Source organism: Streptomyces sp. NPDC031379 (assembly GCF_055569615.1).
In genome coordinates, this window is sequence record NZ_JBVIIT010000015.1 from 126,537 (window position 1) to 151,392 (window position 24,856).

Genomic DNA, 24,856 nt, shown 5'->3' on the forward strand with positions numbered 1-24,856 from the left:
CGCGTTTCCCCGCCGGGCGCCGGTTACTTCAGTACGAGCGACGTCCACGACTTGACCCACTGGTCGCGGTTGGCGGCGATCTTGTCAGGGGCCATGGTCTCGGGGTCCTTGGCCGCCGGGCCGTACTCGGTGAACTCGGCGGGCACCTCGGCTCCCTCCACCACCGGGTAGACGTACATGTTCAGCGGCATGTCCTCCTGGAACTCCTTGGAGATCAGGAAGTCGATGAACGCCTTGGCACCCTTGGGGTTCTTCGCGTTGCTGAGCAGGCCGGCGAACTCGATCTGCCGGAAGCAGGTGCCGGTGGCGACTCCGGTCGGGGCGGTGTCGGGCCGCTTCTTGGCGTAGATCACTTCGGCGGGCGGCGAGGAGGCGTACGACACCACGAGCGGGCGGTCACCGCCGGCCTTCTTGCCTCCGGTGGAGCCGGAGAACTCCTGGGAGTAGGCCTGCTCCCAGCCGTCGACCACCTTGACGCCGTTGGCCTTGAGCTTCTTCCAGTAGTCCTGCCACCCCCCGTCGCCGTACTTCGCGGCACTGCCGAGCAGGAAGCCGAGGCCGGGCGAGGAGGTGGCCGCGTTCTCGGTGACGAGGAGGTTCTTGTACCGCGGCTCGGCCAGGTCGGCGAAGGTCCGCGGCGGGGTCAGCTTGTGCTTGCCGAAGTAGGCCTTGTCGTAGTTGACGCAGATGTCGCCGTAGTCGACGGGCGTGACCCGGTGCTCGGCCTTGTCGAGCTGGTACGGGGCGCCGACCTTGTCGAGGCCCTTGGCCGTGTAGGGCTGGAACAGCCCGTTGTCGAGAGCGCGGGAGAGCAGGGTGTTGTCGACGCCGAAGAAGACGTCTCCCTGCGGGTTGTCCTTGGTCAGGATGGCCTTGTTGACGGCCTGACCCGCATCGCCGTCGTTGAGGACCCTGAGCTTGTAGCCGGACTGCTTCTCGAAGTCGCGCTGCACGTTCTTCGAGACGGCCCACGAGTCGTGGCTGACCAGGGTCACGGTCTTGGAGTCCGCGGACGACTTGCTCTCGCCGGAACCGCACGCGGACAGGCTGATCAGACCGAGCCCGACCGCCACGGCCACGAAGGTCTTGTTGTGCACTGGATGTCCTCCTGGGGTTGGCCAGGAAGAGACGCGGCCCTGCCCGGGATCCGCGAGGGAGACCCGGGCAGGGCGCAACAGCTTGAGTGAAGACCGAACTTCCTACCCAGAATGACCTGGGCGAGGTTCAGAGGGTCTGCGGCCCGGTTGCCGCACTCTCAGCGCTGTGGCGCTCCCCTGTCGGAATATGCAGATGTATGGACGATATGAAGTTGTACCGACGGCCTCAGATTACCGCTCGGTGGCCGCGAGCTGACCACAGGCCCCGTCGATCTCCTGACCACGGGTGTCCCGGACGGTGACGGGCACACCGTGTGCGGCGATGGCCTCGACGAACGCCTTCTCGTCCTCCGGCCGCGAAGCGGTCCACTTGGAGCCCGGCGTCGGGTTGAGCGGGATGAGGTTGACGTGCACGGGCCTGCCCTTGAGCAGCCGGCCGAGCCGGTCACCGCGCCAGGCCTGGTCGTTGATGTCCCGGATCAGCGCGTACTCGATCGACAGCCGACGCCCGGACTTCTCCACGTACTCGAACCCGGCGTCCAGCACCTCGCGCACCTTCCACCGCGTGTTCACGGGGACGAGGGTGTCGCGCAGCTCGTCGTCGGGGGCGTGCAGGGAGATCGCGAGGCGGCACTTGAAGCCCTCGTCGGCGAACCGGTGGATGGCCGGTACCAGGCCGACGGTCGAGACGGTGATCCCGCGCTGCGAGAGCCCGAGCCCGTCCGGGGCGGGATCCGTGAGCGCCCTGATGGCCCCGACGACCCGCTTGTAGTTGGCGAGCGGCTCCCCCATCCCCATGAAGACGATGTTGGACAGCCGCGCCGGCCCGCCGGGCACCTCCCCGTCCCGGAGCGCCCGCATCCCGTCCACGATCTGGTGGACGATCTCGGCGGTGGACAGGTTCCGGTCCAGCCCGGCCTGCCCGGTCGCGCAGAACGGGCAGTTCATGCCGCAGCCCGCCTGCGAGCTGATGCACATGGTGACCCGGTCCGGGTACCGCATCAGCACGGACTCGACGAGCGTCCCGTCGAACAGCCGCCACAGCGTCTTGCGCGTGGTCCCCTGGTCGGTCGACAGATGCCGGACGACGGTCATCAGCTCCGGGAACAGCGCCTCCCGCAGCTTGCCGCGCGCCCCGGCGGGAATGTCGGTCCACTGCTCGGGGTCGTGCGCGTACCGCGCGAAGTAGTGCTGCGAGAGCTGCTTGGCACGAAACGGCTTCTCGCCGATCTCGGCCACCGCGTCCTTGCGCTCGGCAGGCGTGAGGTCGGCGAGATGCCGCGGCGGCTTCTTGGCTCCGCGCGGGGCAACGAAAGTGAGTTCTCCGGGCTTAGGCATGGCTGTACCAGTGTCGCAGATCCACTTGGGTGACCTGCGGCTGCCGCCGGCTACGACTGTCCTTAGTAGCCGTCAGCCCCTCGACAACCCCTTGGCCGCGCCAAGGTCGGAAAGTTCGCAGATAGGCACTAAAGCAGACGAATATGCATGCCGATGATGCCGACGGGAGTTCGTACTGGCTTCCGGAGCATCACTCGATTCGGTTTCGCAAGGAGAAGCGTATGAGTCCTGGGTACAGGACGAAGTCACGCCCGGGCCCACTCCCGAGTACGGGAAGGTGGGTGGCCGGCGGAGCAGTGGCGTTGGCTCTCGGGCTCGTGGGGATCGCGAGCCCCGCCATGGCTGTGGCACAGGACCACGAAAGCCCCGCCGGCCGGCACGCCGCCTCACCCTCGGGCGGGGAGAAATGCACGTACACCCCGAAGGGGATTCCGGGCCTGCTGGGCGTGCTGCTGGGGGCCGGCAGGGGCTGCATGACGGGCCCTCCCGGACCTTCGGGCGCGACAGGTGCCCAGAGAGTTCGTGGCGACTTCAAGGAAGCTGCCCCAGGCCAGACGGCCGACGTCTTCGTGAACTGCCCGGAGGGCCAGGTCGCCACGGGTGGGGGTTTCGACATTTTCGAACCGGCCACCACCCTCACGCCCGGTCGCTTCCGGGTCCGTGACTCGGCGCCGCTTTCGGTGATCGGCACGGAGCGGCCTACTGCGTGGCTCGTTTCCGGCATCAACGAAGGCCAGGACACTTCCTCCGTGGCAGCGTGGGCAGTCTGCGTCGACTCTGCCCAGTAACCGCGATTTCGCAGCCCTCCCTAGCGCCCGATCGGTACCGCTGCTGGTGCAGGAGGAGTTGCTGCCCGGCTCAGTGGCCGTGCCGGTAAGGCCGAACAAGCGGCCCCTGACCAGGTACCTGGGTCAGGGGCCGTTCTCGCTCATGACATGGCCGGTCTCCCGACCGCACGCCGCCTGCCGGGGTGGAACCCGTCCTACAGGACGGCAACCGTCTCCGCGTCGCCGTACCTGAATCCGTCGTTGTCGAAGTAGAAGACGGTGACCTTGACCTTGTCCCCCTTGTCGAAGTGCGCGCCTGCGGCCGGGCGCATGGTCACCTGCGCGACATGGTTGTCGTAGTCGCAGACCAGCTGGTCCTTTTTGACGGTGCCCGCAGCGATGGATTGGTCGTGGGGGCTGTGGTTGAGCGTCGTCGCGTTGGCCACGAGTTCGTGGTCCATGCCGGCGTCGCAGGAGTAGGTGACCGTCACCTGCAGGCCGGGGGTGTGCTGCGACACCTTGTCTATGGACAGCAGGTTGGCCTTGGCCGCCGCCGAAGGCGCGGTCGCCAGGGCGCCGGCACCGATCAGAAGAACGGTGGCTGCGGTTCCGGCGACGCGTCGACGGAGACTGGATGACGTCATCTTGGGTTCTTCCTTCCCCCTTGCGCGGTCACCCTTGGTCGAGGTGTGGAGGATTCTCCAACTAAGCGGGTAACTGCGGCAGTTGGTCAATTCGACCTGGATGTTACGAGATCGTCGAGTGCTTCCGGTATCCGAATTGCCGACGGCGCCTCGTGAGGAACCCCGCACCCTGCCGGATGAACCGCCCCCGCCTCGACGTCGTCGGCAGCGGGGCACCGACGAGCGAGCTGTTCGCTCGGGCCGTCAGTCGTCGCCGAGGTTGCCGCCGTCCGCGCGTCGGCGTCGGTTGCGGTCGGAGGTGCGGACGAGTTCTCCCGCGGCGAGTGTCAGCTTCGCCACGGGGCGGGTCCAGCGTGGGCCGCCGCGCTCCGCCCACACCACGCAGACGCATCCGCCGACGACGAGGGCGAGGACGCCGAGCAGTAGAAAGATCACGTTTGCCCCACTGGTGCGGTGCTGCCGGAAGTCTTGGTCGCTCCGGCAGACGTCACTCGCACACGAAAGGTTCCGTCACCAGGCCACGGGCAGGGTCCTGGGGCCGCGGATCAGGCCCCGGCGCTGGAACTCGACCTCCGCCGGGGGCACGGCCAGCCGGATTCCGGGGAACCGGGCGAGTACGGCGCCGATCAGGACCTCGGCCTCCATGCGGGCCATGATGGCGGCCAGGCAGTGGTGCGGGCCGTGGCCGAAGGCCAGGTGGGGGGAGCCCTCGCGGTCGAAGTCCAGGGCGTCGGGGTCGGGGAAGACCTCGGGGTCGCGGTTGGCGGAGACGTACGCGTTGTAGACGATCTCGCCGGCCCGGATCAGCCGGCCGCCGACCTCGACGTCCTCGACGGCGACGCGGGGGATGCCGACGCCGTTGCGGTGCGGGACGTAGCGGAACAGCTCGTCCACGGCCCGGGGCAGCAGCTCCGGCTCGCGGCGCAGCCGGTCCATGTGCTCGGGGTGGGTGAGCAGCGCGTACATCATCGAGCCGCTGTTGTTGCGGACCGCGTGGCCGCCGCTGACCTGGATGGCGGTGGCGAGGGAGATCGCCTCGTCGTCGGTGATCTCACCTGCCGCTGCGGCCTGCGCCAGCACTCCCGCGAGGTCCTCGCGGGGCTCCGCACGGCGCTGCTGGAGCAGCTCGACGATCCTGGCCCGGGTGGCCTGGGCGGCCGTCTCCGCGCGCTTCTTGGAGTCGGCGCCCGCGGACAGCAGCGCCTCCCCCGTCGCCGCCCAGCGGTGCCAGTCCTTCTCCTCCACGCCGAGGAAGTCGCGGACCACGGCGATCGGGAACGGGCCGTGCAGGTGCTCCATGAGGTCGGCCGGTGTACCGGCGCGTTCCATCCCGTCGAGCAGTTCGGCGGCCCTGCGCTCGGCCAGCGGCCGCAGCCGCAGCATGCTCTTCCCGGTGAAGGCACGGGCGACGACCCGGCGCAGCCGGTTGTGCCGGGGCGGGTCGATGTACTGCAGGCCCGCCGTCTGCGAGGCCACCGGCACCGGGCGCATGCTGGTCACATCGCGGCCGACGACCTGTTCCCGGGAGAAACGCGGGTCGGAGGTGACGAAGCGGACATCCTCGTACCGGGTGACCAGCCAGGCGTACCCGTCGCCGTGCGGCAGCCTGATCCGGGCGACCGGCTCGTCACGCAGCAGCTCGTCCAGGAACGGGTCGGGGTCGAGCGCGGGCAGGTCGTCGACGGGCCAGAACCTCACCGGCGGAGGCGACGGAGCGGGAGCCATGCCGACCGGCGGAGATAGTGGGGCAGGGGCCGCGTCAACCGGCGGAGAAGCCGGAACGGGAGTCACCCCGACCGGCGGAGAAGACGGAGCGGAGGCCGCGTCGGCCGGCGGAGGCTGCGGGGTCGGGGGTGGGTCGGCCGGCGGAGGAGGCGGGGCTGGGTCGAGGGGCATCGGGCACACTCCCTGCTGCGTCACCGGGCGGCGGAAGGCGGCGGAGGACACACCGTCCTCTGAGGGAGTCTGCCGTCGGCCGGCCCCTGCTGCGATTTGTGCTGCGTCATCCGGGGGCCGGGTACGGCGACGGGCCCCCGCCCTGCTCAGGACGGGGGCCCGGAAGTCGTACGGCGCTCACTCACGCGGAGCCGACGAACACCACCATCAGCAGCCAGACCACCGGCGCCGTGGGCAGCAGCGAGTCCAGTCGGTCCATGATGCCGCCGTGCCCGGGAAGCAAGGTGCCCATGTCCTTGATGCCCAGGTCCCGCTTGATCATGGACTCGCCGAGGTCGCCGAGCGTGGCGCTGGCCGCGACCGCGAGGCCGAGCAGCAGGCCCTGCCACCAGACGCCGTCGTCGATCAGGAACTGCATGCACAGCGCGCCCGCGACCATGGCGAACAGCACCGCGCCCAGCAGGCCCTCGCGGGTCTTGCCGGGGCTGATGCGCGGGGCGAGCTTGTGCCGGCCGAAGCGCCAGCCGACCGCGTACGCGCCGGTGTCGCTGACGACCGTCAGCAGCAGGAAGGTGAGGACCCGCCAGGAGCCGTCGTCGGCGGTGAGCATCAGCGCGACGAACGTGGCCAGGAACGGCACGTAGAACGCCGCGAAGACGCCGGCCGTGACGTCCTTGAGGTAGCCCTCGGGCGGCTCGGTCATGCGCCAGACGAGAACGGCGAGAGCCGTCAGGGCCATGGCGATCCACGCGCCCTCGGCACCGCGCACATAACCGGCGACCACCATCGCCGCACCGCCGACCGCGAGCGGCACGAGCGGCGCCTTGAGGCCCTTGCGCTCCTGCAGCCTGCTGGTCAGCTCCCACAGACCGACGACGACGGCGACCGCGATCACGCCGACGAACACGGCCTTGACGATGAACAGGGACGCGACGATCACCACACCGAGCCCGACGCCGACCCCTATGGCCGCGCTCAGGTCACGGCCCGCGCTCTTCTTCTGCGGCGCTGGCGCCGGCTGCGGGGCGTCGGGCATGGGCTCCGGATTCTGGGTCTGGGCCGGGACGGGCCGGTCCTGGAAGGTCTCGTCTCGGAAGAAGGGGCCGCCCAGCCGAGCGGCCCCCCGGTCGTCGCCCTGGTCCCCGCCGTACACGGGTACCTCAGGCACGATGGGCATGGGGCGAGTCTGCTGCGCCTGAGGCGCATCGTACGCGGGACCCGCCGGGGCGGCCCCCTGGACAGGCTGGGCGGGCCCGCCGGCGGTGGACCCCCAGTACCCGGCCTGCTCCACCGCTGGCGGCGCCCCCCAGGAAGAGTCGCTCATCAGACTTCGAGCAGCTCCGCTTCCTTGTGCTTCAGAAGCTCGTCCACCTGAGCGACGTACTTGTGCGTGGTGTCGTCCAGCTCCTTCTCCGCACGGCGTCCCTCGTCCTCGCCGACCTCGCCGTCCTTGACGAGCTTGTCGAGGGCTTCCTTGGCCTTGCGGCGCACGGAGCGGATGGACACACGCGCGTCCTCGGCCTTGCCCTTGGCGACCTTGATGTAGTCGCGGCGGCGCTCCTCGGTCAGCTCGGGGAACACCACACGGATGATGTTGCCGTCGTTGCTGGGGTTGACGCCCAGGTCGGAGTCGCGGATGGCCTGCTCGATGTTGCGCAGCGCGCTCTTGTCGAACGGCGTCACGACCGCCATGCGCGGCTCCGGCACGGAGAACGAGGCCAGCTGGTTGATCGGCGTCGGGGCACCGTAGTAGTCGGCCACGATCTTGTTGAACATCGCCGGGTGCGCACGGCCGGTGCGGATCGCGGCGAAGTCCTCCTTGGCGACCACGACGGCCTTCTCCATCTTCTCCTCGGCCTCGAGGAGGGTCTCTTCGATCACCACTTGCTCCTGCGTGTCTTGAGTGAGGCCCGGCTGCTGTTCCTCTGTCGGGCGGCGGCCGGCTGCGTCGCGTCTTCTTCCTGCACGGTTCCCGACCGGCAGGACATTGTCCATCCCCCGGCCAGGGCGCGTCCCGTCCGTCCCTCGGACAGGCTGCGCACCCCGGGCGTCAGGGTGTGCCGGTCAGTCCCGGCTGCTCTGGTCGCCCACCAGCGTGCCGATCTTCTCACCCTTGACGGCGCGGGCGATATTGCCCTCCGCGAGAAGCTCGAAGACGAGGATCGGGAGCTTGTTGTCGCGGCACAGCGTGATGGCGGTGGCGTCGGCGACCTTGAGGTCGCGGGTGATGACCTCGCCGTAGCCGAGGGCGTCGAACTTGACGGCGTCGGGGTTGGTCTTGGGGTCGGAGTCGTAGACCCCGTCCACGCCGTTCTTGCCCATGAGCAGCGCCTCGGCGTCGATCTCCAGGGCGCGCTGGGCGGCGGTGGTGTCGGTGGAGAAGTAGGGCATGCCCATACCGGCGCCGAAGATGACCACGCGGCCCTTCTCCAGGTGGCGCACGGCGCGCAGGGGAATGTACGGCTCGGCGACCTGCCCCATGGTGATGGCGGTCTGCACCCGGCTGTCGATGCCCTCCTTCTCCAGGAAGTCCTGGAGGGCGAGGCAGTTCATCACGGTGCCGAGCATGCCCATGTAGTCGGAGCGGGCGCGGTCCATGCCGCGCTGCTGGAGTTCGGCGCCGCGGAAGAAGTTGCCTCCACCGATGACGACCGCGATCTCGGCGCCGTCGCGCACGACGGCCGCGATCTCGCGGGCGATCTTGTGCACCACGTCCGGGTCCACGCCCAGACCGCCGCCACCGGAGAAGGCCTCTCCGGACAGCTTCAGCAGAAACCGGCCGCGTACTTTGCCGTCGTCGCTCTTCTGGGCCTTGGTGGTCATGGAGATCCCGCCTCTTTCACGTGTTGCACATACGAAGAAGGCCATTGCCGATGGGGTCGCTTTTCGCTCCCATGCGCGGCAATGGCCTCCTCGTCAGATCTGCTGCCGTCCGCCCCACGCCCGGGTGTGGCGGTGTGCGCGGACGACTGCTGTCGACCCTATCGGGATTTCTCCGCGGGTCGCGCGTCGATCGCGGTACGGACTCAGATGCCGACCTTGATGCGCGAGAAGCGCTTCAGGGTGACACCGGCCTCGTCCAGCACCTTCTGGACCGACTTCTTGTTGTCGAGCGCGTACGGCTGGCCGAGCAGCGTGGCGTCCTTGAAGAAGCCGTTGACGCGACCCTCGACGATCTTGGCGATCGCGGCCTCGGGCTTGCCCTCGGCGCGGGTGGTCTCCTCGGCGATGCGGCGCTCGGACTCGACGACCTCGGCCGGGACCTCCTCCTGGGAGAGGTACTTCGGCGCGAAGGCGGCGATGTGCTGGGCGATGCCCTTGGCGACCTCGGCGTTCGGCTTGTCGAACTCGACCAGGACACCGATCTGCGGGGGCAGGTCGGGCATGGTGCGGTGCATGTAGGCGGTGACGTAGCCGTCGGCGAACTGCGCGAAGCGGTCCAGGACGATCTTCTCACCGAGGTTGGCGTTGGCCTCGTCCACGAACGCCTGGACGGTCTTGCCGGCCTCGATCTCGGAGGCGAGCAGGGCCTCGAGGTCGGCCGGGTTCGTCTTGGCGACGTGCTCGGCGATGGCCTGGGCCACGGCCTGGAACTTCTCGCCCTTGGCGACGAAGTCCGTCTCGCACTTCAGCTCGACGAGGACGCCGGAGGAGTTGTCGTCGGCGATGATGGAGACCACGGCGCCGTTCTCGGCGGAGCGGCCCTCGCGCTTGGCGACGCCCTTCTGGCCCTTGATGCGCAGCGCCTCGACGGCCTTGTCGACGTTGCCCTCGGCCTCGTCCAGCGCCTTCTTGCAGTCCATCATGCCGGCGCCCGTGAGCTCACGGAGCTTCTTGACGTCGGCGGCGGTGTAGTTCGCCATGAGTCTGTGAGTCTTTCTCGAAGTCTGGGAGATCTTCAGGTCCGCACGGTTCGGGATCCACATGTAGCCGCGGATCCCGTACGCGATGCCGACCTACGGGTGAACAGCGGGGGCGGACTTGATGTCACCGCCCCCGCCGTCAACGCTGACGTCAGGCCTGCTCGCCCTCGGCGGCCGGAGCGGCCTCGGCGGCGGGGGCAGCCTCGGTGGCCTCGGCGGCCGGAGCAGCCTCGGCGGCCGGAGCAGCCTCGGCAGCCGGGGCGGCCTCGGCAGCCGGAGCCTCGTCCTTCTTCTCACCCTCGAGCAGGTCGCGCTCCCACTCGGCGAGCGGCTCGGCAGCGGCCTTCTCTCCCTTGTCACCGGTGGCGACACGGGAGCGGGAGATGAGGCCCTCGGCGACGGCGTCGGCGATCACGCGGGTGAGCAGGGTGACGGAGCGGATCGCGTCGTCGTTGCCCGGGATCTTGTAGTCGACCTCGTCGGGGTCGCAGTTGGTGTCGAGGATCGCGACGACCGGAATGTTCAGCTTCCGGGCCTCACCAACCGCGATGTGCTCCTTCTTGGTGTCCACGATCCAGACGGCGCTGGGCACCTTCTGCATCTCGCGGATACCACCGAGGGTCTTCTCGAGCTTGGCCTTCTCGCGGGAGAGGACCAGCAGCTCCTTCTTGGTCAGACCGGAGGCCGCGACGTCCTCGAAGTCGATCTGCTCAAGCTCCTTGAGGCGCTGCAGACGCTTGTAGACGGTCGAGAAGTTGGTGAGCATGCCGCCCAGCCAGCGCTGGTTGACGTAGGGCATGCCGACGCGGGTGGCCTGCTCGGCGATGGCCTCCTGCGCCTGCTTCTTCGTGCCGACGAACATGACCGTGCCGCCGTGGGCGACGGTCTCCTTGACGAACTCGTAGGCGCGGTCGATGTACGACAGCGACTGGAGCAGGTCGATGATGTAGATGCCGTTGCGCTCGGTGAAGATGAAGCGCTTCATCTTCGGGTTCCAGCGACGGGTCTGGTGACCGAAGTGGACGCCGCTCTCCAGCAGCTCCCGCATCGTGACGACGGCCATGGCCGTATCTCCTTGTTTTTCTCGGTTGTGCCGCGCCCGCCGGACGGCGGCCGCGCCTGACGCCCGCGGTGCGCCGTGCCGCAAAGGACCGAGAGGCGCTTGGTACGAACCGTTGCCGGGTGCCGTACCGGGGCGTGCGAAGTCGACCCGGTGACCCGGATCGCCAGAAGAAGTGTACGGGACCGGCGAGGCACCGGGTGACGCCACTGTCCACAACCGGGGAGTGGTCCACAGTCTTCGGCCGTGATCGGCGCTGGTGCGGGACGGTTCTCGCATGCGATGTGCGATGCGATGTGTGTCGGCGTGGGCGGCCGTGCTGCTGGGCCTGGCCGCGGCCGCGTTCACTCCTCTGGCCCGGGCGGACACCCCGATCCCTGGGCCACCGCCCGCCTCACCGGCCCCGGCACCGGTCCCGGCCGTGGGCCGCGCCTGGCCGGTGGGAGGCCGGCCGCCGGTGCTGCGCGGCTGGGAGCCACCGGCGACGGTGTACGGCGCCGGCCACCGGGGCGTGGATCTGGGGGCGCCGGCCGGTTCACCGGTGAGAGCGGTCGCGGCCGGCCGGGTGTTCTTCGCGGGCCGGGTGGCGGGGCGGGGCGTGGTGTCGGTGGAGCCGGCGGGGACGGATCTGCGCACTACGTACGAACCGGTGAGGCCGTCGGTGAAGAAGGGCGACGAGGTGGGGGCGGGTGAGGTGGTGGGGGTGGTCGAGCCGACGGGCTCGCACTGCGGGACGGCGACATGCGTGCACTGGGGCCTGCTGAGAGGCGACACCTATCTGGACCCGCTCTCCCTGCTCCCTCCGTGGCTGCTGCGCAGGGGCCCCTCGAGACTCCTGCCGGTGCTGGGCGTACCCCTTCCCGGATAGCCCCGCCCCGGTTGGCCCCGCCTCAGACAGCCGGTCGTGCCGCTGGGGCGGTACCCGCCCCGGAGAAGGGCGGCGCCCCGCCGGTGCGGGCGAGTGAAACCCCTCCCCGCCCGGCCCCGATCACAGCCACAGCCACAGCCGACCTCAGCCCTTCACACCCCGCAGAGCCATCGCCACGGCCGCGTGCGTGATCACCGCAGGATCCTCCGCCGCGCCCAGCTCGATGCGCCGCACAGCCGCGTCCACCACGCCCTGCAGCAGCATCGCCGCGAGCCGAGGCTGCCCGTGCCCCATCTCCCCCAGCGCCTCGACGACCATCGCGACCAGCCCTCCGTGGGCCGCCCGGATCTTCTCCCGTGCGCCCGCGTCCAGCTCGCTCGCGGAGATCGCGACGACCGCCCGGTGCCGCCGGTCCCCGACCAGCGCCAGCTGCCGCCGCACATACGCCTCGACCCTGCCCTCGGGCGAGTCCGCGCGCTCCATGGCCGAGGCCACCTCCGCCGCCCACAGCGGGAAGTCGACCTCGCACAGCTCCTCGACCACGGCCGCCCGCGACCGGAAGTACTCGTACACGGACGACCGCGCCAGCCCCGTCCGCTCGGCCAGCGCGGGAAAGGTCAGCGCTTCCGTGCCGCCCTCGGACAGCAGGGACCGAGCCGCGTCCAGAAGGGCGGCTCGCTGCATCGACCGGTGCTCGGCCACGGAGGCCGCTCGAATCCTTGGCACGGCGACCACTTTACGGACACGCCCTCGCGGAAGGGAGGACTCAGCGCCCGAAGCTCGCCAGCTTGGCCCGCAGCTGCAGCACCGACTTGGTGTGGATCTGGCTGACCCGGCTCTCGGTGACACCGAGCACGTTGCCGATCTCGGCGAGGGTGAGCCCCTCGTAGTAGTACAGCGTGACGACGGTCTTCTCCCGCTCGGGCAGCGTGTTGATGGCCCGCGCGAGGAACCGCCGCAGTTCGCGGTCCTCGGCCACCTCCACCGGGTTGTCGGCGGCGGTGTCCTCCAGCGTGTCCATGAGGCTGAGCCGGTCCCCGCCCTCGCCGCCGACGTGCAGCAGTTCCTCCAGGGCGACCACGTTGGCCAGTGACAGCTGGCTGAACACGGCGTGGAGTTCGTCGACCTCCATGTCCAGCTCGGTGGCGACCTCGCTCTCGGTCGGTGTCCGCCGCAGCCGGGCCTCCAGGGTGGCGTAGGCGCGCTCGACGTTGCGCGCCTTCTGCCGGACCGAGCGGGGGATCCAGTCCAGCGCCCGCAGCTCGTCGATCATCGCGCCGCGGATCCGGGTGATCGCGTACGTCTCGAACTTGATCTCCCGGTCGATGTCGAACTTCTCGATCGCGTCGATCAGCCCGAAGACCCCGGAGGACACGAAGTCGGCCTGCTCCACGTTGGGCGGCAGACCGACGCTCACCCGGCCCGCCACGTACTTGACGAGCGGCGAGTAGTGCAGGATCAGCTGCTCCCGCAGCCGGTCGTCCCCCGTCGCCTTGTACGACCGCCACAGCTCGTCGAGCGTCGAGGGAGCGGGCGGCCGCACGCTGCCACCGTCGCGGGCGGCTGGGGGGAGCGCCGCCCGGTCGGACCCGGAGGTGTGCTGGGGCATTCGTCGCCTTGTGCCGTTCTGCCGTGAAGTGCCGTGAAGTGCCGTGAAGTGGGAGTGGTGGGGTTCGTGGGAGGAAGTGGGCTGCCTGGGTGAGCTGCCGGCCTGATGCCGAGTTGGCGCGGTCTGTGTCGGCGCCTTCGTGAGCGTAGCGTGACTGAGACGTCGCGATGTGCGAACAGCGAGGCACCACCCCTGCGCGGGGCGCCCGGGGCGGCCCGGTGACGGTCTCCCGGGGCTCGCTCTGCGTGACCGACCACAGAGGCCAACTCCGGGAAACCTCAAGGGCGTCGGGGGTTCGCCCGGACGGCCGAACACGCTCGGTCAGCATGAGCGGTGACCGTCCCGCAGCGAGGTCATCGCCTGGCGTGTCAACTTCCAGCCATCGCCATGTCGTTCGACGTATCCAAGTGCTCGGAGTTCGTACAGTCGGGCGATCGCCGCGTCCGGCGTGGTCCGCGCGCCGAGCGCGATCTCCTCGGCGGGGGCCGCGCGGCCGCCGGGCAGGGCGGCGAGGACGGTCCGGGCGGCCGGTTCCAGCAGGTCCCGTGGGAGGACGGGGCCCCGGCGGGGCGGGGCCAGTTCACCCATGTCGCCCACGAGTTCGACGACCTCCGCGGCATCGGTGACCAGGGCGGCCTCCCCGCGCAGCAGCTCGTGCACGCCGGCGGAGAGGGCGCTGGTGACCGGGCCGGGCACGCCCATGGTGAACCGTCCGAGACGCTGCGCGGCCCGCGCGGTGGCCAGCGAGCCGCTGCGGCAGGCGGCCTCCACGACGACGGTGCCCCGGGTCAGCGCGGCGATGACGCGGTTGCGGAGGATGAACCGGCTCGGCGTCGGGTGATCGCCCGGCGGCAGCTCGCCCACGACCAGTCCCTGTTCCGCGATCCTGCCGATCAGCGCGGCATGGCCGCGCGGGTAGGGCCGGTCGACGCCGCAGGCGAGGACGGCGACGGTGGCTCCGCGGGCGGCGAGGGCGCCTCGATGGGCGGCGCCGTCGATGCCGTAGGCGCCGCCGGACACCACCACCCATCCCCGCTCGGCGAGGCCCGCGGCGAGGGTGGCCGCCACATGGGTGCCGTACGCGGTGCAGGCGCGGGCGCCCACCACGGCGACGGACCGCAGCGCCCACATCCGCAGGCTGGGCCGCCCTCGCACCCACAGCCCGAGGGGCCGCGCGTCCCCGAGGTCGTCGAGCTGCCCGGGCCACTCGGCGTCCCCAGGGCACACGAACCGCGCCCCGGCGGCCTCGGCCACCGCGAGGTCCCGCTCCGGCTCCGCCCGCTCGGCCCGTGCGACCAGCCCCGCCCACCGCACCGCGCTCACCCCGGGCAACGGCTCGCCGCTGTCGCACAGCCGCCCCATCACCTCCCGCGCCCCGAACGCCCGTACCCACCGCCCGCCGGCCTCGTCCCCCGGCTCGATGACCCGGGAGAGAAAGACCCGGCCGAGCAGTTCGCCGTCGGGGTCCTCGTCCCCGCTCACGTCGGCGCCCCGATGGCCATCGGAACGCCACGGGGCACGCCGGTGCGCAACTGCAGGGCCAGGGCGACGTCGGTCGCGTCGGGGCGGTCGTGCCCGACCAGGTCGGCGACCGTCCAGGCGACGCGCAGCACCCGGTCGATCCCGCGGGCCGTGAGCACACCCCGCTCGAGGCCGCGCTCGGCCTCGTCCATCGCGCCGGCGACGGCGTGGTACCGGCCGCGCAGTTCCCGGCCCGGCACTTCGCTGTTGGTGCGCCACGGGGTGCCGGCGAGGCGGGCGGCCGCCCGTTGCCGGGCCTGCCTCACCCGGCCGGCCACGATCGCGGTGGACTCGCCGCGGGCGCCGGGCTCGGTGAGCTGGGCCCGGCTGACGGGATCGACTTCCACCCGCAGGTCGACCCGGTCCAGCAGCGGGCCGGACAGCCGGGACTGGTAGCGGCGGATCGCCGAGGGAGGACACTCGCACAAGGAGTCGCGCAGCGAGAAGCGCCCGCACGGGCAGGGGTTGGCCGCCAGCACCATCAGGAACCGCGCCGGGAACCGGACCACGCCCGCGCTGCGTGCGATCACGACGTGCCCCGATTCCAGCGGCTGCCGCAGGGCGTCCAGGGTCTGGCTGTGGAACTCGGGCGCCTCGTCCAGGAACAGCACGCCCCGATGGGCGAGGGAGACGGCCCCGGGGCGGGCGATGCCGGGGCCGCCGCCGACGAGTGACTGCATCGTCGCCGAGTGGTGCGGGGCGCAGTAGGGCGCGACGTCGATGAGCGGCTTGCCCGGCGGCAGCAGTCCGGCCACCGAGTGCACCGCCGTGACCTCCAGCGACTCCTCCCTGGTGAGCCGGGGAAGCACGGCGGGCAGGCGTTCGGCGAGCATGGTCTTGCCCGCGCCGGGCGGCCCCTCCAGGAACAGATGGTGTCCGCCGGCGGCGGCCACCTCCGCCGCCGTGCGGGCCGAGGCCTGGCCGACGACGTCCGCCAGGTCGTGATCGTGGTCGTGCTGTGCGGCGCCGAGGCTGTGCATGCCGGTGGCGGCGCCCGTGCCGGGCACCCGCAGACCGGCCAGGAGGGGGTCCGGGCGTCCCTGCCCGTCCGGTTCCTCCTCGGGGACCGGTTCCTCGGTCAGCACGGCGACGAGCTGCCGCAGGCTGCGGACGCCGAGCACCGACACGCCGGGGACCAGCGAGGCCTCCGCGGCGGCGCACTCCGGTACGACCACCTGCTCGTAGCCCGCGTCGGCGGCGGCGAGGACCGCGGGCAGGATGCCCCGCACCGGCCGCACCCGGCCGTCCAGGCCCAGCTCCCCGATCATGACGATGTCCGCGAGGACCCGGGGATCGATCCGCTCGGCAGCACCGAGCACCGCGCAGGCCACGGCCAGATCGAAGCCGGAGCCGGCCTTGGGCACCGACGCCGGGCTGAGTCCGACGGTGAGTTTCTTCTGCGGCCACACGCCGCCCGAGTTCACGACGGCCGCCCGGACCCGGTCGCGGCTCTCGGTCAGGCTCTTGTCCGGGAGGCCGACCAGGGTGAAGGCCGCGACGCCTGGCTCGAGGTCGGCCTGGACCTCGACGACCACGCCCTCGACGCCGACCAGGGCGACGGAGCACGTACGGGCGAATCCCATTCAGGCCACCCCCCGCGCGTGCTCGACGGACGGGGCGCCCCGGCGGGGCAGCAGGACCCCGATCACATCGATGCGGACGCCTCCCGGCGGCGCTCCCCCGTGGGCGTGGATCCAGCGTTCGGCCAGGCCCCGCAGCCGTTCGGCCTTGCGCGGGGTGATCGCGGCCATCGGATGCTCGTAGGCGCCGCCCCTGCGGGTCTTCACCTCGCAGACGACGAGCGCGTCGCCGTCCCGCGCCACGATGTCGATCTCGCCGGACCGTCCGCAGCGCCAGTTGCGCGCCAGGACCGCCATCCCGGCCCGGGCCAGCCGCCGCGCGGCCAGCTCCTCGCCGTACCTGCCGAGTGCACTGCGTGCTTTGCTCATGTCGGCACCACCTCCGGCGCCAACGGTCACGCATCCCACCGCGGTAAGTTGATCTTGGTGGACTACTCGGCGGTTGTGGATAACCCCGTCACCCGCGAGGCGGCCTCAGCCGCCCGGAAGCTCCAGGTCGCTCTTGTTCAGCTCCTCGATGTTCACGTCCTTGAACGTGAGGACGCGGACCTGCTTGACGAAGCGAGCCGGCCGGTACATGTCCCAGACCCAGGCGTCGGCCATGGACACCTCGAAGAACACCTCGCCCTGGACCGAGTGCACCTGCATCTCGTAGTCGTTGGTGAGATAGAAGCGCCGCTCGGTCTCGATCACGTATTTGAACAGACCGACGACGTCTCGGTACTCCCGGTAGAGCTTCAGCTCCATCTCGGTCTCGTACTTCTCGAGGTCCTCGGCGCTCATGGCATGTTCCCCTTCAGCCGTGCGATCCCACCATTGTGCGCCAGTCCCGGGGTCCCTCAGACGATTTCCGTGTCGAGGGTCACGGGCCTGGCCGGAGGACCTTCGTCGAGCAGCCGCTGCAGCAGCTCGGCGAGTCTGGTCGGATACACCGTCTCATGTGCCCGGGTCAGTTCCTGACACGTCCACCAGCGCGCTCCCGCGACACTGCGCCGCTCCAGCTCCGTCAGCCCCGCCGCCGCGGTGACCGTCTGGGTCGTACGGGCCAGGTAGTACCACTCGTCCTGGTCCCAGCGACGGCCCGCGAACGGGAAGGAGCACCGGCGCCGCCACAGCACCGGGCCGAGGTCGACATCCGTGATGCCGGTCTCCTCGGCGAGTTCCCGCAGCGCGGCCTCCTCGCGCGTCTCGGCTCCCTCCAGACCTCCGCCGGGGGTGAACCACCAGTCGTCGGCCGGGTCGTCCGGCTCATGGCCGTGCAGAAGCAGGATGCGGTCCTCGGGGTCGAGGAGGACCACCCGGGCCACCTTGCGCAGGCCGCCCTCGAACGCGTTCTCGCCCGTCCGCACGGTCTCAGCGGACACCGGCCGCCTCCGGGCGCGCGGCACGGGCGCGGGAGCGGCCCAGGCGCCCCGCGATCGGGCCGTACGCGCCGCCGCCGAGGACGAGGACGGCACCGGCGCCGACCAGCAGCTCGATCGTGCGCAGCGGGCCGGGCCGGGAGAGGGCGCCCAGGGACTCGAAGCCGGTGGGGCGCTTGAGCGGGCCCTCCCAGGGCCAGACGACGGCGTCCACGCGGGCGGAGACGGCATCGCTGGAGACCGTGCCCCGAGCCGCGTCCGTGAGGTGGGCGGTGGAGTCCAAGGAGCCCTGGCGTTCGTCTCCGAGGAGGAACAGCCGGCCCTTCGGGACGGTCACGGTCGGGAAGTTCTTGATCTCGGCGAGGCTGCCCTTGGGCAGGTAGGGCTCGTCGATCTGCTTGCCGTTGACGGTCAGCTTGCCGTCGGTGCAGCAGGAGACGGTGTCGCCGCCGACCGCGACGACGCGCTTGACCACCTTGGCGTTGCTGACCCAGGTCTTGTCCTCGAAGACGACCACGTCACCGCGCCGGACCTCGTCACCGTCGACCCGCTGGGCGAGCACACGGTCGCCGGCGTCGATGGTCGGGGTCATGGAGCTGGTCGGCACGGTGTACGGCCGGTAGACCACCGCGGCCCAGGCGAATCCGCCGAGGAACAGCACCAGGCCCAGTGCCACGGCAAGCCCGGACAACCGCTGCCCGATCCGGCTGCCGCCGGCCTGTGCCGTGCCTGTGCCACCGCTGTGCGGGGCCGTACGCGTCGTGCTCTCGCCACCCATGGACCCGCACCCTACCCGGCGGTACCGAACGGGGGCAGCCCCTGTTCCGCGCCCGAGGTCAGCGGCGCCGGAGCACGGCCGGGAGGGGTCGCCCGGCCGACGGGTCAGCGCTGCCCGGCGGAGATCTGCCGGCCGGTCTCGGGCGCCTGCCGGTCCGTGTGCCGGCGCCGCAGCATCGCGACCGGCAGCAGCGCCGCGACGGCCACGCCCTCGGGGGCCACCGGCAGGGACACGGAGGCGGAGGACTGCTGGTCCAGGCCGGGCTGGTCGAAGGTGTCCGGGATCGGCAGGGTGCCCCAGCGGGTGATCGGCCAGGCCTTGACGATGGCGCGGCCGACGACCTTGTCGACGGGGACCATGCCGTGGTTCTTGTCGGACTGGTTGTAGCGGGAGTCGCGGGAGTTCTGGCGGTGGTCGCCCATCACCCAGAGGAAGCCCTTGGGCACCTTCACCTTGAACTGGCCGCCGAGGTCGTCCTGGGTGCACGGCGTGTTGCCGGGGTAGACGTACGGCTCGTTCAGCGCCTTGCCGTTGACCTTCAGCGGGCCGGTGCCGTTGCACTCGACCGTGTCACCGCCGACGCCGATCACCCGCTTGATCAGGTCCTTCTCCTCGGCGGACGGCATCAGGCCGATCCAGCTGAGCACCTTCTGCACGGCGTTCGGGTTGGGTGCGGGCTCACCGGCGAGCCAGTTGTCCGGGTCGTGGAAGACGACGACCTCGCCGCGCTCGGGCTCGGAACCGAACCAGGGGGTGAGCTTGTCGACCAGGACGCGGTCACCCTGCTGGAGGGTGTTCTGCATCGAGTCGGACGGGATCGAGAACGCCTGCACCAGGAACGTCTTGATCAGCAGCGCCAGGACCAGTGCGATGACGATCAGGATCGGCAGCTCCTTCCAGAAGGAGCGCTGCTTCCCCGGCCGGCGCGTGCCCTCGCCCGCGTCCGCGTCCTGGGGGCGGGCCTGCTGCCGGTCCTCCGGCGTGCCGTCGCCGCCGGCCGCCGGGTCACTCCCGGAGGTCATGGCGCCGTCCGGTACGGGGGCGTTCGCTTCCACGGGGCGCCCGCGGTGCTCCTCGCCGTCGTGTCCCGAACGTGCGCCAACCGCCACATCCCCCACGCCAACTCCTTACTCCGTGCCGCCGCCTGCTCCGGATACGGCGCAGGCCCACTACTCCCATAACGAGCGGGAGTTCCGCAGGGGTCGGGAGCCGGGTCGTTCCGTTCTGGTTCTCGAAGGCAACCCTATGCGACGGGTGGGTACCGGCGGCCGTCCCCGACACGGAGTCGGCGACGCTTGCGAAGGTTTTAGGTTCTTGCAGCCGCGTCCAGTGTCCGACCGGCCAGCCGATGACCATGGCCCGGCCCACCACCGAGTCCTCGGAGACCGTGCCGCCGTAGGGCGTGTTCTGGTGGAAGCGGGAGTCCGCGGAGTTGCCCCGGTGGTCGCCCATCACCCACAGCCGGCCCTTGGGGACGGTGACGTCGAAGGGGGTGGAGGAGGGCGCGTCCCCCGGATAGAGGTAGTCGCCTTCGGTGAGCGGGACGCCGTTGACGGTGACGCGGCCCTGCTTGTCGCAGCACTTGACGTGGTCGCCGCCGACCCCGATGACCCGTTTGATGAGGTCCTTCTCGTTGTCGGAGGGCAGCAGGCCGATGAAGGTGAGGCCTTCCTTGATCTGCTTGACGACGACGGGGTCGTGTTTCTTGGCGGTCTGCTCGTCCGCCAGCCAGCCGCCCGGGTCGTGGAAGACGACGACGTCCCCGCGTTGCGGCTTGGAGCCGAACCACGGGGTGAACTTGTCGACCAGCACGCGGTCGCCGATCCGGATCGTCTGCTCCATGGAGCCGGACGGGATCACGAACGCCTGGAGGAGGAAGGTCTTCAGGACCAGTGCTATGAGGACGGCGACACCGACCAGGAGGGGGATCTCCCGAACGGCCGACCGCCTGCGCTTGCGCTTGACCTTGCGCTGCAGCTGGCGACGCTCGGCGCGCGTGCGGCCGCCGCCGGGCGCGGCCGTGCGGCGGGTCCCGGTGGGCAGCAGTTCGTCGGCGGGCGTGCTGGGCACCCCGCGCGGTTTGCCGCGGTTACCCATGGGCACCCTCCGTCGAAGCGGCGGGCACGCGCGCGTAGGCGGACGGCCGCGTCAGATGTGTCCAATGGCCGTACGGCCACACGATCCAGTCGGCCCGGCCGATGACGTCGTCCGCGGGGATCATGCCGCCGCCGGGCGAGCCGAGGTGGTCGCGGGAGTCGCTGGAGTCGCTGCGGTGGTCGCCGAGGACGAAGAGGCGGCCCGGGGGCACGACGACGTCGAAGGGCACGCTGGACGCGCTGTCCCCGGGATAGAGGAACGCCGTCTCGTCGACCGGCCGGCCGTTCACCTCGATCCTCTCCTCCTTGTCGCAGCAGACCACATGGTCTCCCCCCACCCCGACAACGCGCTTGACGTAGTCCGCGTCCCCGAAATACCCGGTGCCGTCGAACACAATCACGTCGCCGCGGCGCGGCTGGGCACCGAAACGGTACGCCAACTTATTTACGAGGACGCGGTCCCCGATCCTCAAACCCCGCTCCATGGATCCGCTCGGGATCTGGAACGGCTGCACGACGAAGGTGTTGAGGAGCAGCAGGAACGCCAGGCAGACGAAGACGCCGAGGGTGATCCGGCCGCCCGGCACCCATGCGGCGACCCGCGCCACCAACGCGAAACGCGACCGTTCCTCCGGCCCCGGGGACTCCGGGTGGGAGGATCGGTCGCGTTCCGTCGGCTGTGCTTCGGTGTCCATCGGGGCCAGATGCTATCCGGCCCCGCTGTGACGCCGGGGAAGCGCTCAGTTCTCGCGCTTCTCCTTGATCTTCGCGGCCTTGCCGCGCAGGTCACGGAGGTAGTACAGCTTGGCGCGACGCACGTCACCGCGGGTGACCAGCTCGATCTTCTCGACGATCGGGGTGTGCACCGGGAAGGTGCGCTCGACGCCGACGGAGAACGAGACCTTGCGGACCGTGAAGGTCTCGCGGACACCGGAGCCCTGGCGGCGGATCACAACGCCCTTGAACTGCTGCACACGGGAGCGGTTGCCCTCGATGACGCGGACGTGGACGTTGACGGTGTCACCCGGGCGGAAGGCCGGGATGTCGCTGCGCAGCGACGCGGAGTCGACGGTGTCGAGCAGGTGAGACATTTCGTCTGCTTTCTTCGCTGATGCCACAGGTCATCAACGGGAGCTAGGTGTACATGAGGTGTGCCGTGCCCGTCGGGGCGGGCGTCGTGTCCCCCTGTGGCAGGGGCGCAAGCCGGACGGACGCACAACAGCGGTCTATTGTTCCATGCCCTCGGCCCGGCGCCAAAATCGGCCGTACGGCTCCCCCTCGGGGTCCGGTTCCCAGCCCAGGATGGAGAGCATCTCGCGGTCCTTCTTGTCGAAGGCCTTGGGCTCGCAGCGCTCGATCAGGTCGGGCCGGTTGGCCGTGGTGCGCCTGAGCGCCTCGTCGCGGCGCCAGCGGGCGATCTTCCCGTGGTGGCCGCTGAGCAGCACGTCGGGGATGCCCCGGCCGCGCCAGACGGGCGGCTTGGTGTGGACGGGCCCTTCGAGGAGGCCGGCCATCGCGCCGGGCGCGAAGGAGTCGTCCCGGTGGGACTCGGCGTTGCCGAGGACGCCGGGCAGCAGCCGGGCGACGGCCTCCGTGACGACGAGTACGGCAGCCTCGCCGCCGGCGAGGACGTAGTCGCCGATGGAGACCTCGTAGACGGGCATGCGGGTCGCGTACTCGTCCATGACGCGCCGGTCGATGCCCTCGTAGCGGGCCGGCGTGAAGACCAGCCAGGGCCGCTCGGAGAGTTCGACGGCCAGTTCCTGGGTGAAGGGGCGGCCGCTCGGGGTGGGGACGATCAGCGCGGGGGCCTCGGCGCCGGTCTCGTAGCCGTCGGCCAGGATCGTGTCCAGGGCGTCGCCCCAGGGCTCGGTCTTCATGACCATGCCGGGGCCGCCGCCGTAGGGCGTGTCGTCGACCGTGTTGTGCCGGTCGTAGGTCCAGGCCCGCAGGTCGTGCACGTGGACGTCGAGCTGCCCACGCGCGCGTGCCTTGCCGACGAGGGAGACGTTCAGCGGCTCCAGGTACTCGGGGAAGATCGTGACGACGTCGAGCCTCATGCGCTGTCGTCCCTCGACGAGGCGATCTCCGCGCGGTCGTCGATCAGGCCCGGCGGAGGCGCGATGACGGCCCTCTGCTCCTCCAGGTCGATCTCGGTGACGATCTCCTCCACGAAGGGGATCATCACCTCGGTGCCGTCCGGGCGCTCCACGATGAAGAGGTCCTGGGAGGGCAGGTGCGAGATCTCGGTGATCCGGCCGATCTCCGTGCCGTCCTCGGTGACCACGTCGAGATCGATGAGCTGGTGGTCGTAGTACTCGTCCTCGCCCTCGGGGAGTTCCTCGGGGTCGATCTCGGCGATGAGCAGGGTGTTGCGCAGGGCCTCGGCGGCGCTGCGGTCGGTGACGCCCTCGAAGCGCAGGAGGAGGCGGCCGCTGTGGACGCGGCCGGTGGCGATGGTGAGGGGCCCGGTGGAGGCCGGGTCGGTGGCCAGGACGGCGCCCGGGGCGAGCCGCAGTTCGGGCTCGTCGGTACGTACCTCGACGGTGACCTCGCCCTTGATGCCGTGGGCGCGGCCGATCCGTGCGACTACCAGCTGCACGAGTAGAGATCTCCTGTCATACGACTGCGGGCCGGGGACGGCCCAGTGGCCCTCCCCGGCCCGAGCCGGTTGCGATGAAGCGTCAGCGGACGTGGTCCACGTCGACGAGGTCGACGCGGACACCGCGGCCGCCGATGGCGCCCACGACGGTACGCAGAGCGCGCGCGGTACGGCCGTTGCGGCCGATCACCTTGCCGAGGTCGTCGGGGTGGACCCGGACCTCCAGCACGCGCCCACGGCGCAGGTTGCGCGAGGCGACCTGCACATCGTCAGGGTTGTCGACGATGCCCTTCACGAGGTGCTCAAGCGCCTCTTCGAGCATGCTGCTCAGGCCTCGGTCGACTCGGACTCAGCCGCGGCCTCGTCCTTCTTCTCAGCCTTCTTCTTCTGGGTGATCGCCTCACCCTTGCCCTCGTCGTCACCGCCGAGAGCCTCGAACGACGGACGGGCCGGCTTCGGCTCGGCCACGAGCAGCGGCGCGGGAGCCGGCTCGCCCTTGAACTTCTGCCAGTCGCCGGTCTTCTTCAGGATGGCGAGAACGGGCTCGGTCGGCTGCGCGCCGACACCCAGCCAGTACGCCACGCGCTCGGCGTCCACCTCGATGACCGACGGGTTGTAGGTCGGGTGGTACTTGCCGATCTCCTCGATGGCCCGGCCGTCACGGCGGGTACGGGAGTCGGCGACGACGATGCGGTAGTGAGGCGAACGGATCTTGCCCAGACGCTTCAGCTTGATCTTGACTGCCACGGGAGTGGATTCTCCTGGTTTTGACGTGGTTGGGCACGGCGAGCTGCCGCGTGGGGTTGCGGTACCCGAATGCCCGATGGACGCGTCAGCCGGAGGAGAGAGGGGTCCTGTGCGACTGTCGAGTACAGCTAGCCATTGTGCCACACCCTGCGGACCGGTTCCGGCCCAGGGGGCGGGGGCCGTGCTGCGGGCACGCCTGGGAGGCACCCGGCGTGGAGGTGACCGTACGTCGGGTGCGCTGCCCGGCGCCGTCGGCTGCGCCCCGGCACCCACGAGATGCCGGTACCGCACGGCCCACGGTTACGCCGCTCCCACGACCTCCGGGATCCTGAACGGCTTGCCGCAGCCGCCGCAGACGATCGGGGCCTGGGCCAGGACCGACGGGACCACCCGGACGTTACGGCCGCAGTCGCAGACCGCCTTGACGCGGACACCGCCGCCGGAGGAGCCGTGCCGGGCGGCCGGGCCGCGGAAGGTGCGGGAGGTGTCGGACGAGGTGGCCACCGTGTGGGCCTTCAGTGCGCGTTGCAGCCGCTCGATCGTCGGGCGGTAGCGCCGCTTCGCCTCGGGGTTGAGCGTGACCAGGGAGAAACCGCTGCTCGGGTGCGGTTCCTCGGGGTGGTCCAGGCCCAGCTCCTCGGCGATCGCGAGGAAACGACGGTTGTGGTAGCGCCCGGCCCGGGAGGTGTCGCGGATCCCACGGGCGGCGGCGATGCCGTGGACTGCCTCATGGAGCAGTCGTTCGAAGGAGAGTTCGTGCCCGCACGCGGACGACGACTCTCCGATCAGGGACTCTGGCGCGGCAAGGTCCGGCAGCTCGGGGTGGTACCGCTGAATGTCGGCCCACGCCTGCGCCAGCTCTGCGGCGAGTACAGGTGGTGTCTGTGTCGTGCTCACGTAATGACAACGAGCGGGGGTGCCGCTGTGTTCCTATTCCGGGCCATCCCAAATAATTTGCACTTACCCGTCAGTTGCCGCTGATGCGTCCTGACGAGGGCGGGTGCGCTGATCTGCGGAGAAGCCTCACAG

At 70.6% G+C, this 24,856-nt stretch carries 28 protein-coding genes; 1 reads left to right on the top strand and 27 read right to left on the bottom strand.

Annotated elements, in window-relative coordinates; all coding sequences use genetic code 11:
* Positions 1–23: 23 nt before the first annotated feature.
* The 10 genes from ACZ5CW_RS22385 to rpsB form a co-directional block, all read right to left on the bottom strand.
* Entirely contained in the window at positions 24–1,097 is a 1,074-nt protein-coding gene (locus ACZ5CW_RS22385; RefSeq protein WP_468603990.1) for a thiamine ABC transporter substrate-binding protein, read from the bottom strand.
* A 231-nt stretch (positions 1,098–1,328) separates the two neighbouring features.
* Positions 1,329–2,435, bottom strand: coding sequence for a dual-specificity RNA methyltransferase RlmN (rlmN, locus tag ACZ5CW_RS22390; RefSeq protein WP_468603992.1), 1,107 nt, complete (start codon positions 2,433–2,435; stop codon positions 1,329–1,331).
* Positions 2,436–3,417: 982 nt separating this feature from the next.
* Positions 3,418–3,846: a hypothetical protein gene (locus tag ACZ5CW_RS22395; protein WP_468603994.1), complete on the bottom strand. Its 429-nt coding sequence runs from the start codon at positions 3,844–3,846 to the stop codon at positions 3,418–3,420.
* A 243-nt stretch (positions 3,847–4,089) separates the two neighbouring features.
* The gene (locus ACZ5CW_RS22400; RefSeq protein ID WP_468603996.1) at positions 4,090–4,281 is read right to left on the bottom strand and encodes a hypothetical protein; all 192 of its coding nucleotides are present in this window, start codon (positions 4,279–4,281) and stop codon (positions 4,090–4,092) included.
* A gap of 75 nt (positions 4,282–4,356) precedes the next feature.
* On the bottom strand, positions 4,357–5,571 hold the full coding sequence (locus tag ACZ5CW_RS22405) for a cytochrome P450 (protein ID WP_468603998.1): 1,215 nt from the start codon (positions 5,569–5,571) through the stop codon (positions 4,357–4,359).
* A 352-nt stretch (positions 5,572–5,923) separates the two neighbouring features.
* Positions 5,924–7,066: a phosphatidate cytidylyltransferase gene (locus ACZ5CW_RS22410; RefSeq protein ID WP_468604000.1), complete on the bottom strand. Its 1,143-nt coding sequence runs from the start codon at positions 7,064–7,066 to the stop codon at positions 5,924–5,926.
* Positions 7,066–7,623: a ribosome recycling factor gene (frr, locus tag ACZ5CW_RS22415; protein WP_055706853.1), complete on the bottom strand. Its 558-nt coding sequence runs from the start codon at positions 7,621–7,623 to the stop codon at positions 7,066–7,068. Before frr ends, ACZ5CW_RS22410 begins: the two co-directional genes overlap by 1 nt.
* A 183-nt stretch (positions 7,624–7,806) precedes the next feature.
* Entirely contained in the window at positions 7,807–8,565 is a 759-nt protein-coding gene (gene pyrH, locus ACZ5CW_RS22420) for a UMP kinase (protein ID WP_468604002.1), read from the bottom strand.
* A 203-nt stretch (positions 8,566–8,768) separates the two neighbouring features.
* On the bottom strand, positions 8,769–9,605 hold the full coding sequence (gene tsf / locus ACZ5CW_RS22425) for a translation elongation factor Ts (protein ID WP_468604004.1): 837 nt from the start codon (positions 9,603–9,605) through the stop codon (positions 8,769–8,771).
* 151 nt (positions 9,606–9,756) lie between these two features.
* Positions 9,757–10,668, bottom strand: coding sequence for a 30S ribosomal protein S2 (gene rpsB, locus ACZ5CW_RS22430; RefSeq protein ID WP_468604006.1), 912 nt, complete (start codon positions 10,666–10,668; stop codon positions 9,757–9,759).
* A gap of 274 nt (positions 10,669–10,942) precedes the next feature.
* On the opposite strand from rpsB, the gene ACZ5CW_RS22435 reads away from it, so the two are divergent.
* The gene (locus ACZ5CW_RS22435; RefSeq protein WP_468604008.1) at positions 10,943–11,533 is read left to right on the top strand and encodes a peptidoglycan DD-metalloendopeptidase family protein; all 591 of its coding nucleotides are present in this window, start codon (positions 10,943–10,945) and stop codon (positions 11,531–11,533) included.
* Between the two features lie 144 nt (positions 11,534–11,677).
* Here the strand turns inward: ACZ5CW_RS22435 and ACZ5CW_RS22440 are convergent, their stop codons facing one another.
* From ACZ5CW_RS22440 to ACZ5CW_RS22520, 17 genes are all read right to left on the bottom strand, one after another.
* Positions 11,678–12,235, bottom strand: coding sequence for a TetR/AcrR family transcriptional regulator (locus ACZ5CW_RS22440; protein WP_468604141.1), 558 nt, complete (start codon positions 12,233–12,235; stop codon positions 11,678–11,680).
* A gap of 64 nt (positions 12,236–12,299) precedes the next feature.
* Complete coding sequence (gene whiG, locus ACZ5CW_RS22445) at positions 12,300–13,142, bottom strand: RNA polymerase sigma factor WhiG (protein WP_468604010.1); 843 nt, start codon at positions 13,140–13,142, stop codon at positions 12,300–12,302.
* Positions 13,143–13,463: 321 nt separating this feature from the next.
* Positions 13,464–14,624, bottom strand: a complete 1,161-nt coding sequence (dprA, locus tag ACZ5CW_RS22450) for a DNA-processing protein DprA (RefSeq protein ID WP_468604012.1) — start codon at positions 14,622–14,624, stop codon at positions 13,464–13,466.
* Positions 14,621–16,246 carry a YifB family Mg chelatase-like AAA ATPase gene (locus ACZ5CW_RS22455; protein WP_468604014.1) on the bottom strand — a complete coding sequence of 542 codons (1,626 nt, stop codon included), beginning with the start codon at positions 16,244–16,246 and terminating at the stop codon, positions 14,621–14,623. Before ACZ5CW_RS22455 ends, dprA begins: the two co-directional genes overlap by 4 nt.
* Positions 16,247–16,642: a YraN family protein gene (locus tag ACZ5CW_RS22460; RefSeq protein WP_468604016.1), complete on the bottom strand. Its 396-nt coding sequence runs from the start codon at positions 16,640–16,642 to the stop codon at positions 16,247–16,249.
* 75 nt (positions 16,643–16,717) lie between these two features.
* Positions 16,718–17,026: a DUF2469 domain-containing protein gene (locus ACZ5CW_RS22465; protein ID WP_003965949.1), complete on the bottom strand. Its 309-nt coding sequence runs from the start codon at positions 17,024–17,026 to the stop codon at positions 16,718–16,720.
* A gap of 56 nt (positions 17,027–17,082) precedes the next feature.
* On the bottom strand, positions 17,083–17,607 hold the full coding sequence (locus tag ACZ5CW_RS22470) for an NUDIX hydrolase (protein WP_468604018.1): 525 nt from the start codon (positions 17,605–17,607) through the stop codon (positions 17,083–17,085).
* Positions 17,597–18,382, bottom strand: a complete 786-nt coding sequence (gene lepB, locus ACZ5CW_RS22475) for a signal peptidase I (RefSeq protein WP_468604020.1) — start codon at positions 18,380–18,382, stop codon at positions 17,597–17,599. Before lepB (ACZ5CW_RS22475) ends, ACZ5CW_RS22470 begins: the two co-directional genes overlap by 11 nt.
* A gap of 104 nt (positions 18,383–18,486) precedes the next feature.
* Positions 18,487–19,500, bottom strand: a complete 1,014-nt coding sequence (gene lepB / locus ACZ5CW_RS22480; protein ID WP_468604022.1) for a signal peptidase I — start codon at positions 19,498–19,500, stop codon at positions 18,487–18,489.
* Entirely contained in the window at positions 19,388–20,479 is a 1,092-nt protein-coding gene (gene lepB, locus ACZ5CW_RS22485; RefSeq protein WP_468604024.1) for a signal peptidase I, read from the bottom strand. Before lepB (ACZ5CW_RS22485) ends, lepB (ACZ5CW_RS22480) begins: the two co-directional genes overlap by 113 nt.
* Entirely contained in the window at positions 20,472–21,173 is a 702-nt protein-coding gene (lepB, locus tag ACZ5CW_RS22490; protein ID WP_468604026.1) for a signal peptidase I, read from the bottom strand. The genes lepB (ACZ5CW_RS22485) and lepB (ACZ5CW_RS22490) overlap by 8 nt, the downstream gene beginning before the upstream one ends.
* Before the next feature lie 45 nt (positions 21,174–21,218).
* Positions 21,219–21,569 carry a 50S ribosomal protein L19 gene (rplS, locus tag ACZ5CW_RS22495; protein ID WP_393745581.1) on the bottom strand — a complete coding sequence of 117 codons (351 nt, stop codon included), beginning with the start codon at positions 21,567–21,569 and terminating at the stop codon, positions 21,219–21,221.
* Positions 21,570–21,704: 135 nt separating this feature from the next.
* Positions 21,705–22,538, bottom strand: coding sequence for a tRNA (guanosine(37)-N1)-methyltransferase TrmD (gene trmD, locus ACZ5CW_RS22500; protein WP_468604029.1), 834 nt, complete (start codon positions 22,536–22,538; stop codon positions 21,705–21,707).
* Complete coding sequence (gene rimM / locus ACZ5CW_RS22505) at positions 22,535–23,080, bottom strand: ribosome maturation factor RimM (protein ID WP_468604031.1); 546 nt, start codon at positions 23,078–23,080, stop codon at positions 22,535–22,537. Before rimM ends, trmD begins: the two co-directional genes overlap by 4 nt.
* A gap of 82 nt (positions 23,081–23,162) precedes the next feature.
* The gene (locus ACZ5CW_RS22510) at positions 23,163–23,402 is read right to left on the bottom strand and encodes an RNA-binding protein (RefSeq protein ID WP_003973401.1); all 240 of its coding nucleotides are present in this window, start codon (positions 23,400–23,402) and stop codon (positions 23,163–23,165) included.
* A 5-nt stretch (positions 23,403–23,407) separates the two neighbouring features.
* Positions 23,408–23,827 (bottom strand): 30S ribosomal protein S16, encoded by a 420-nt coding sequence (gene rpsP / locus ACZ5CW_RS22515; protein WP_030785131.1) that lies wholly within the window; start codon positions 23,825–23,827, stop codon positions 23,408–23,410.
* Between the two features lie 300 nt (positions 23,828–24,127).
* On the bottom strand, positions 24,128–24,724 hold the full coding sequence (locus tag ACZ5CW_RS22520) for a hypothetical protein (protein ID WP_468604033.1): 597 nt from the start codon (positions 24,722–24,724) through the stop codon (positions 24,128–24,130).
* Between the last annotated feature and the right edge of the window lie 132 nt (positions 24,725–24,856).

Excerpts from the sequence above, each read along its gene's own strand:
- ACZ5CW_RS22465 (WP_003965949.1), bottom strand. The coding sequence starts at position 17,026 with ATGAGCGCCGAGGACCTCGAGAAGTACGAGACCGAGATGGAGCTGAAG.
- ACZ5CW_RS22435 (WP_468604008.1), top strand. The coding sequence starts at position 10,943 with ATGCGATGTGCGATGCGATGTGTGTCGGCGTGGGCGGCCGTGCTGCTG.
- rlmN (WP_468603992.1), bottom strand. The coding sequence starts at position 2,435 with ATGCCTAAGCCCGGAGAACTCACTTTCGTTGCCCCGCGCGGAGCCAAG.
- ACZ5CW_RS22395 (WP_468603994.1), bottom strand. The coding sequence starts at position 3,846 with ATGACGTCATCCAGTCTCCGTCGACGCGTCGCCGGAACCGCAGCCACC.
- lepB (WP_468604026.1), bottom strand. The coding sequence starts at position 21,173 with ATGGACACCGAAGCACAGCCGACGGAACGCGACCGATCCTCCCACCCG.
- lepB (WP_468604024.1), bottom strand. The coding sequence starts at position 20,479 with ATGGGTAACCGCGGCAAACCGCGCGGGGTGCCCAGCACGCCCGCCGAC.
- ACZ5CW_RS22510 (WP_003973401.1), bottom strand. The coding sequence starts at position 23,402 with ATGCTCGAAGAGGCGCTTGAGCACCTCGTGAAGGGCATCGTCGACAAC.
- whiG (WP_468604010.1), bottom strand. The coding sequence starts at position 13,142 with ATGCCCCAGCACACCTCCGGGTCCGACCGGGCGGCGCTCCCCCCAGCC.
- ACZ5CW_RS22405 (WP_468603998.1), bottom strand. The coding sequence starts at position 5,571 with ATGGCTCCCGCTCCGTCGCCTCCGCCGGTGAGGTTCTGGCCCGTCGAC.
- rpsB (WP_468604006.1), bottom strand. The coding sequence starts at position 10,668 with ATGGCCGTCGTCACGATGCGGGAGCTGCTGGAGAGCGGCGTCCACTTC.
- ACZ5CW_RS22410 (WP_468604000.1), bottom strand. The coding sequence starts at position 7,066 with ATGAGCGACTCTTCCTGGGGGGCGCCGCCAGCGGTGGAGCAGGCCGGG.
- ACZ5CW_RS22455 (WP_468604014.1), bottom strand. The coding sequence starts at position 16,246 with ATGGGATTCGCCCGTACGTGCTCCGTCGCCCTGGTCGGCGTCGAGGGC.
- trmD (WP_468604029.1), bottom strand. The coding sequence starts at position 22,538 with ATGAGGCTCGACGTCGTCACGATCTTCCCCGAGTACCTGGAGCCGCTG.
- rplS (WP_393745581.1), bottom strand. The coding sequence starts at position 21,569 with ATGTCTCACCTGCTCGACACCGTCGACTCCGCGTCGCTGCGCAGCGAC.
- lepB (WP_468604020.1), bottom strand. The coding sequence starts at position 18,382 with ATGGGTGGCGAGAGCACGACGCGTACGGCCCCGCACAGCGGTGGCACA.
- tsf (WP_468604004.1), bottom strand. The coding sequence starts at position 9,605 with ATGGCGAACTACACCGCCGCCGACGTCAAGAAGCTCCGTGAGCTCACG.
- pyrH (WP_468604002.1), bottom strand. The coding sequence starts at position 8,565 with ATGACCACCAAGGCCCAGAAGAGCGACGACGGCAAAGTACGCGGCCGG.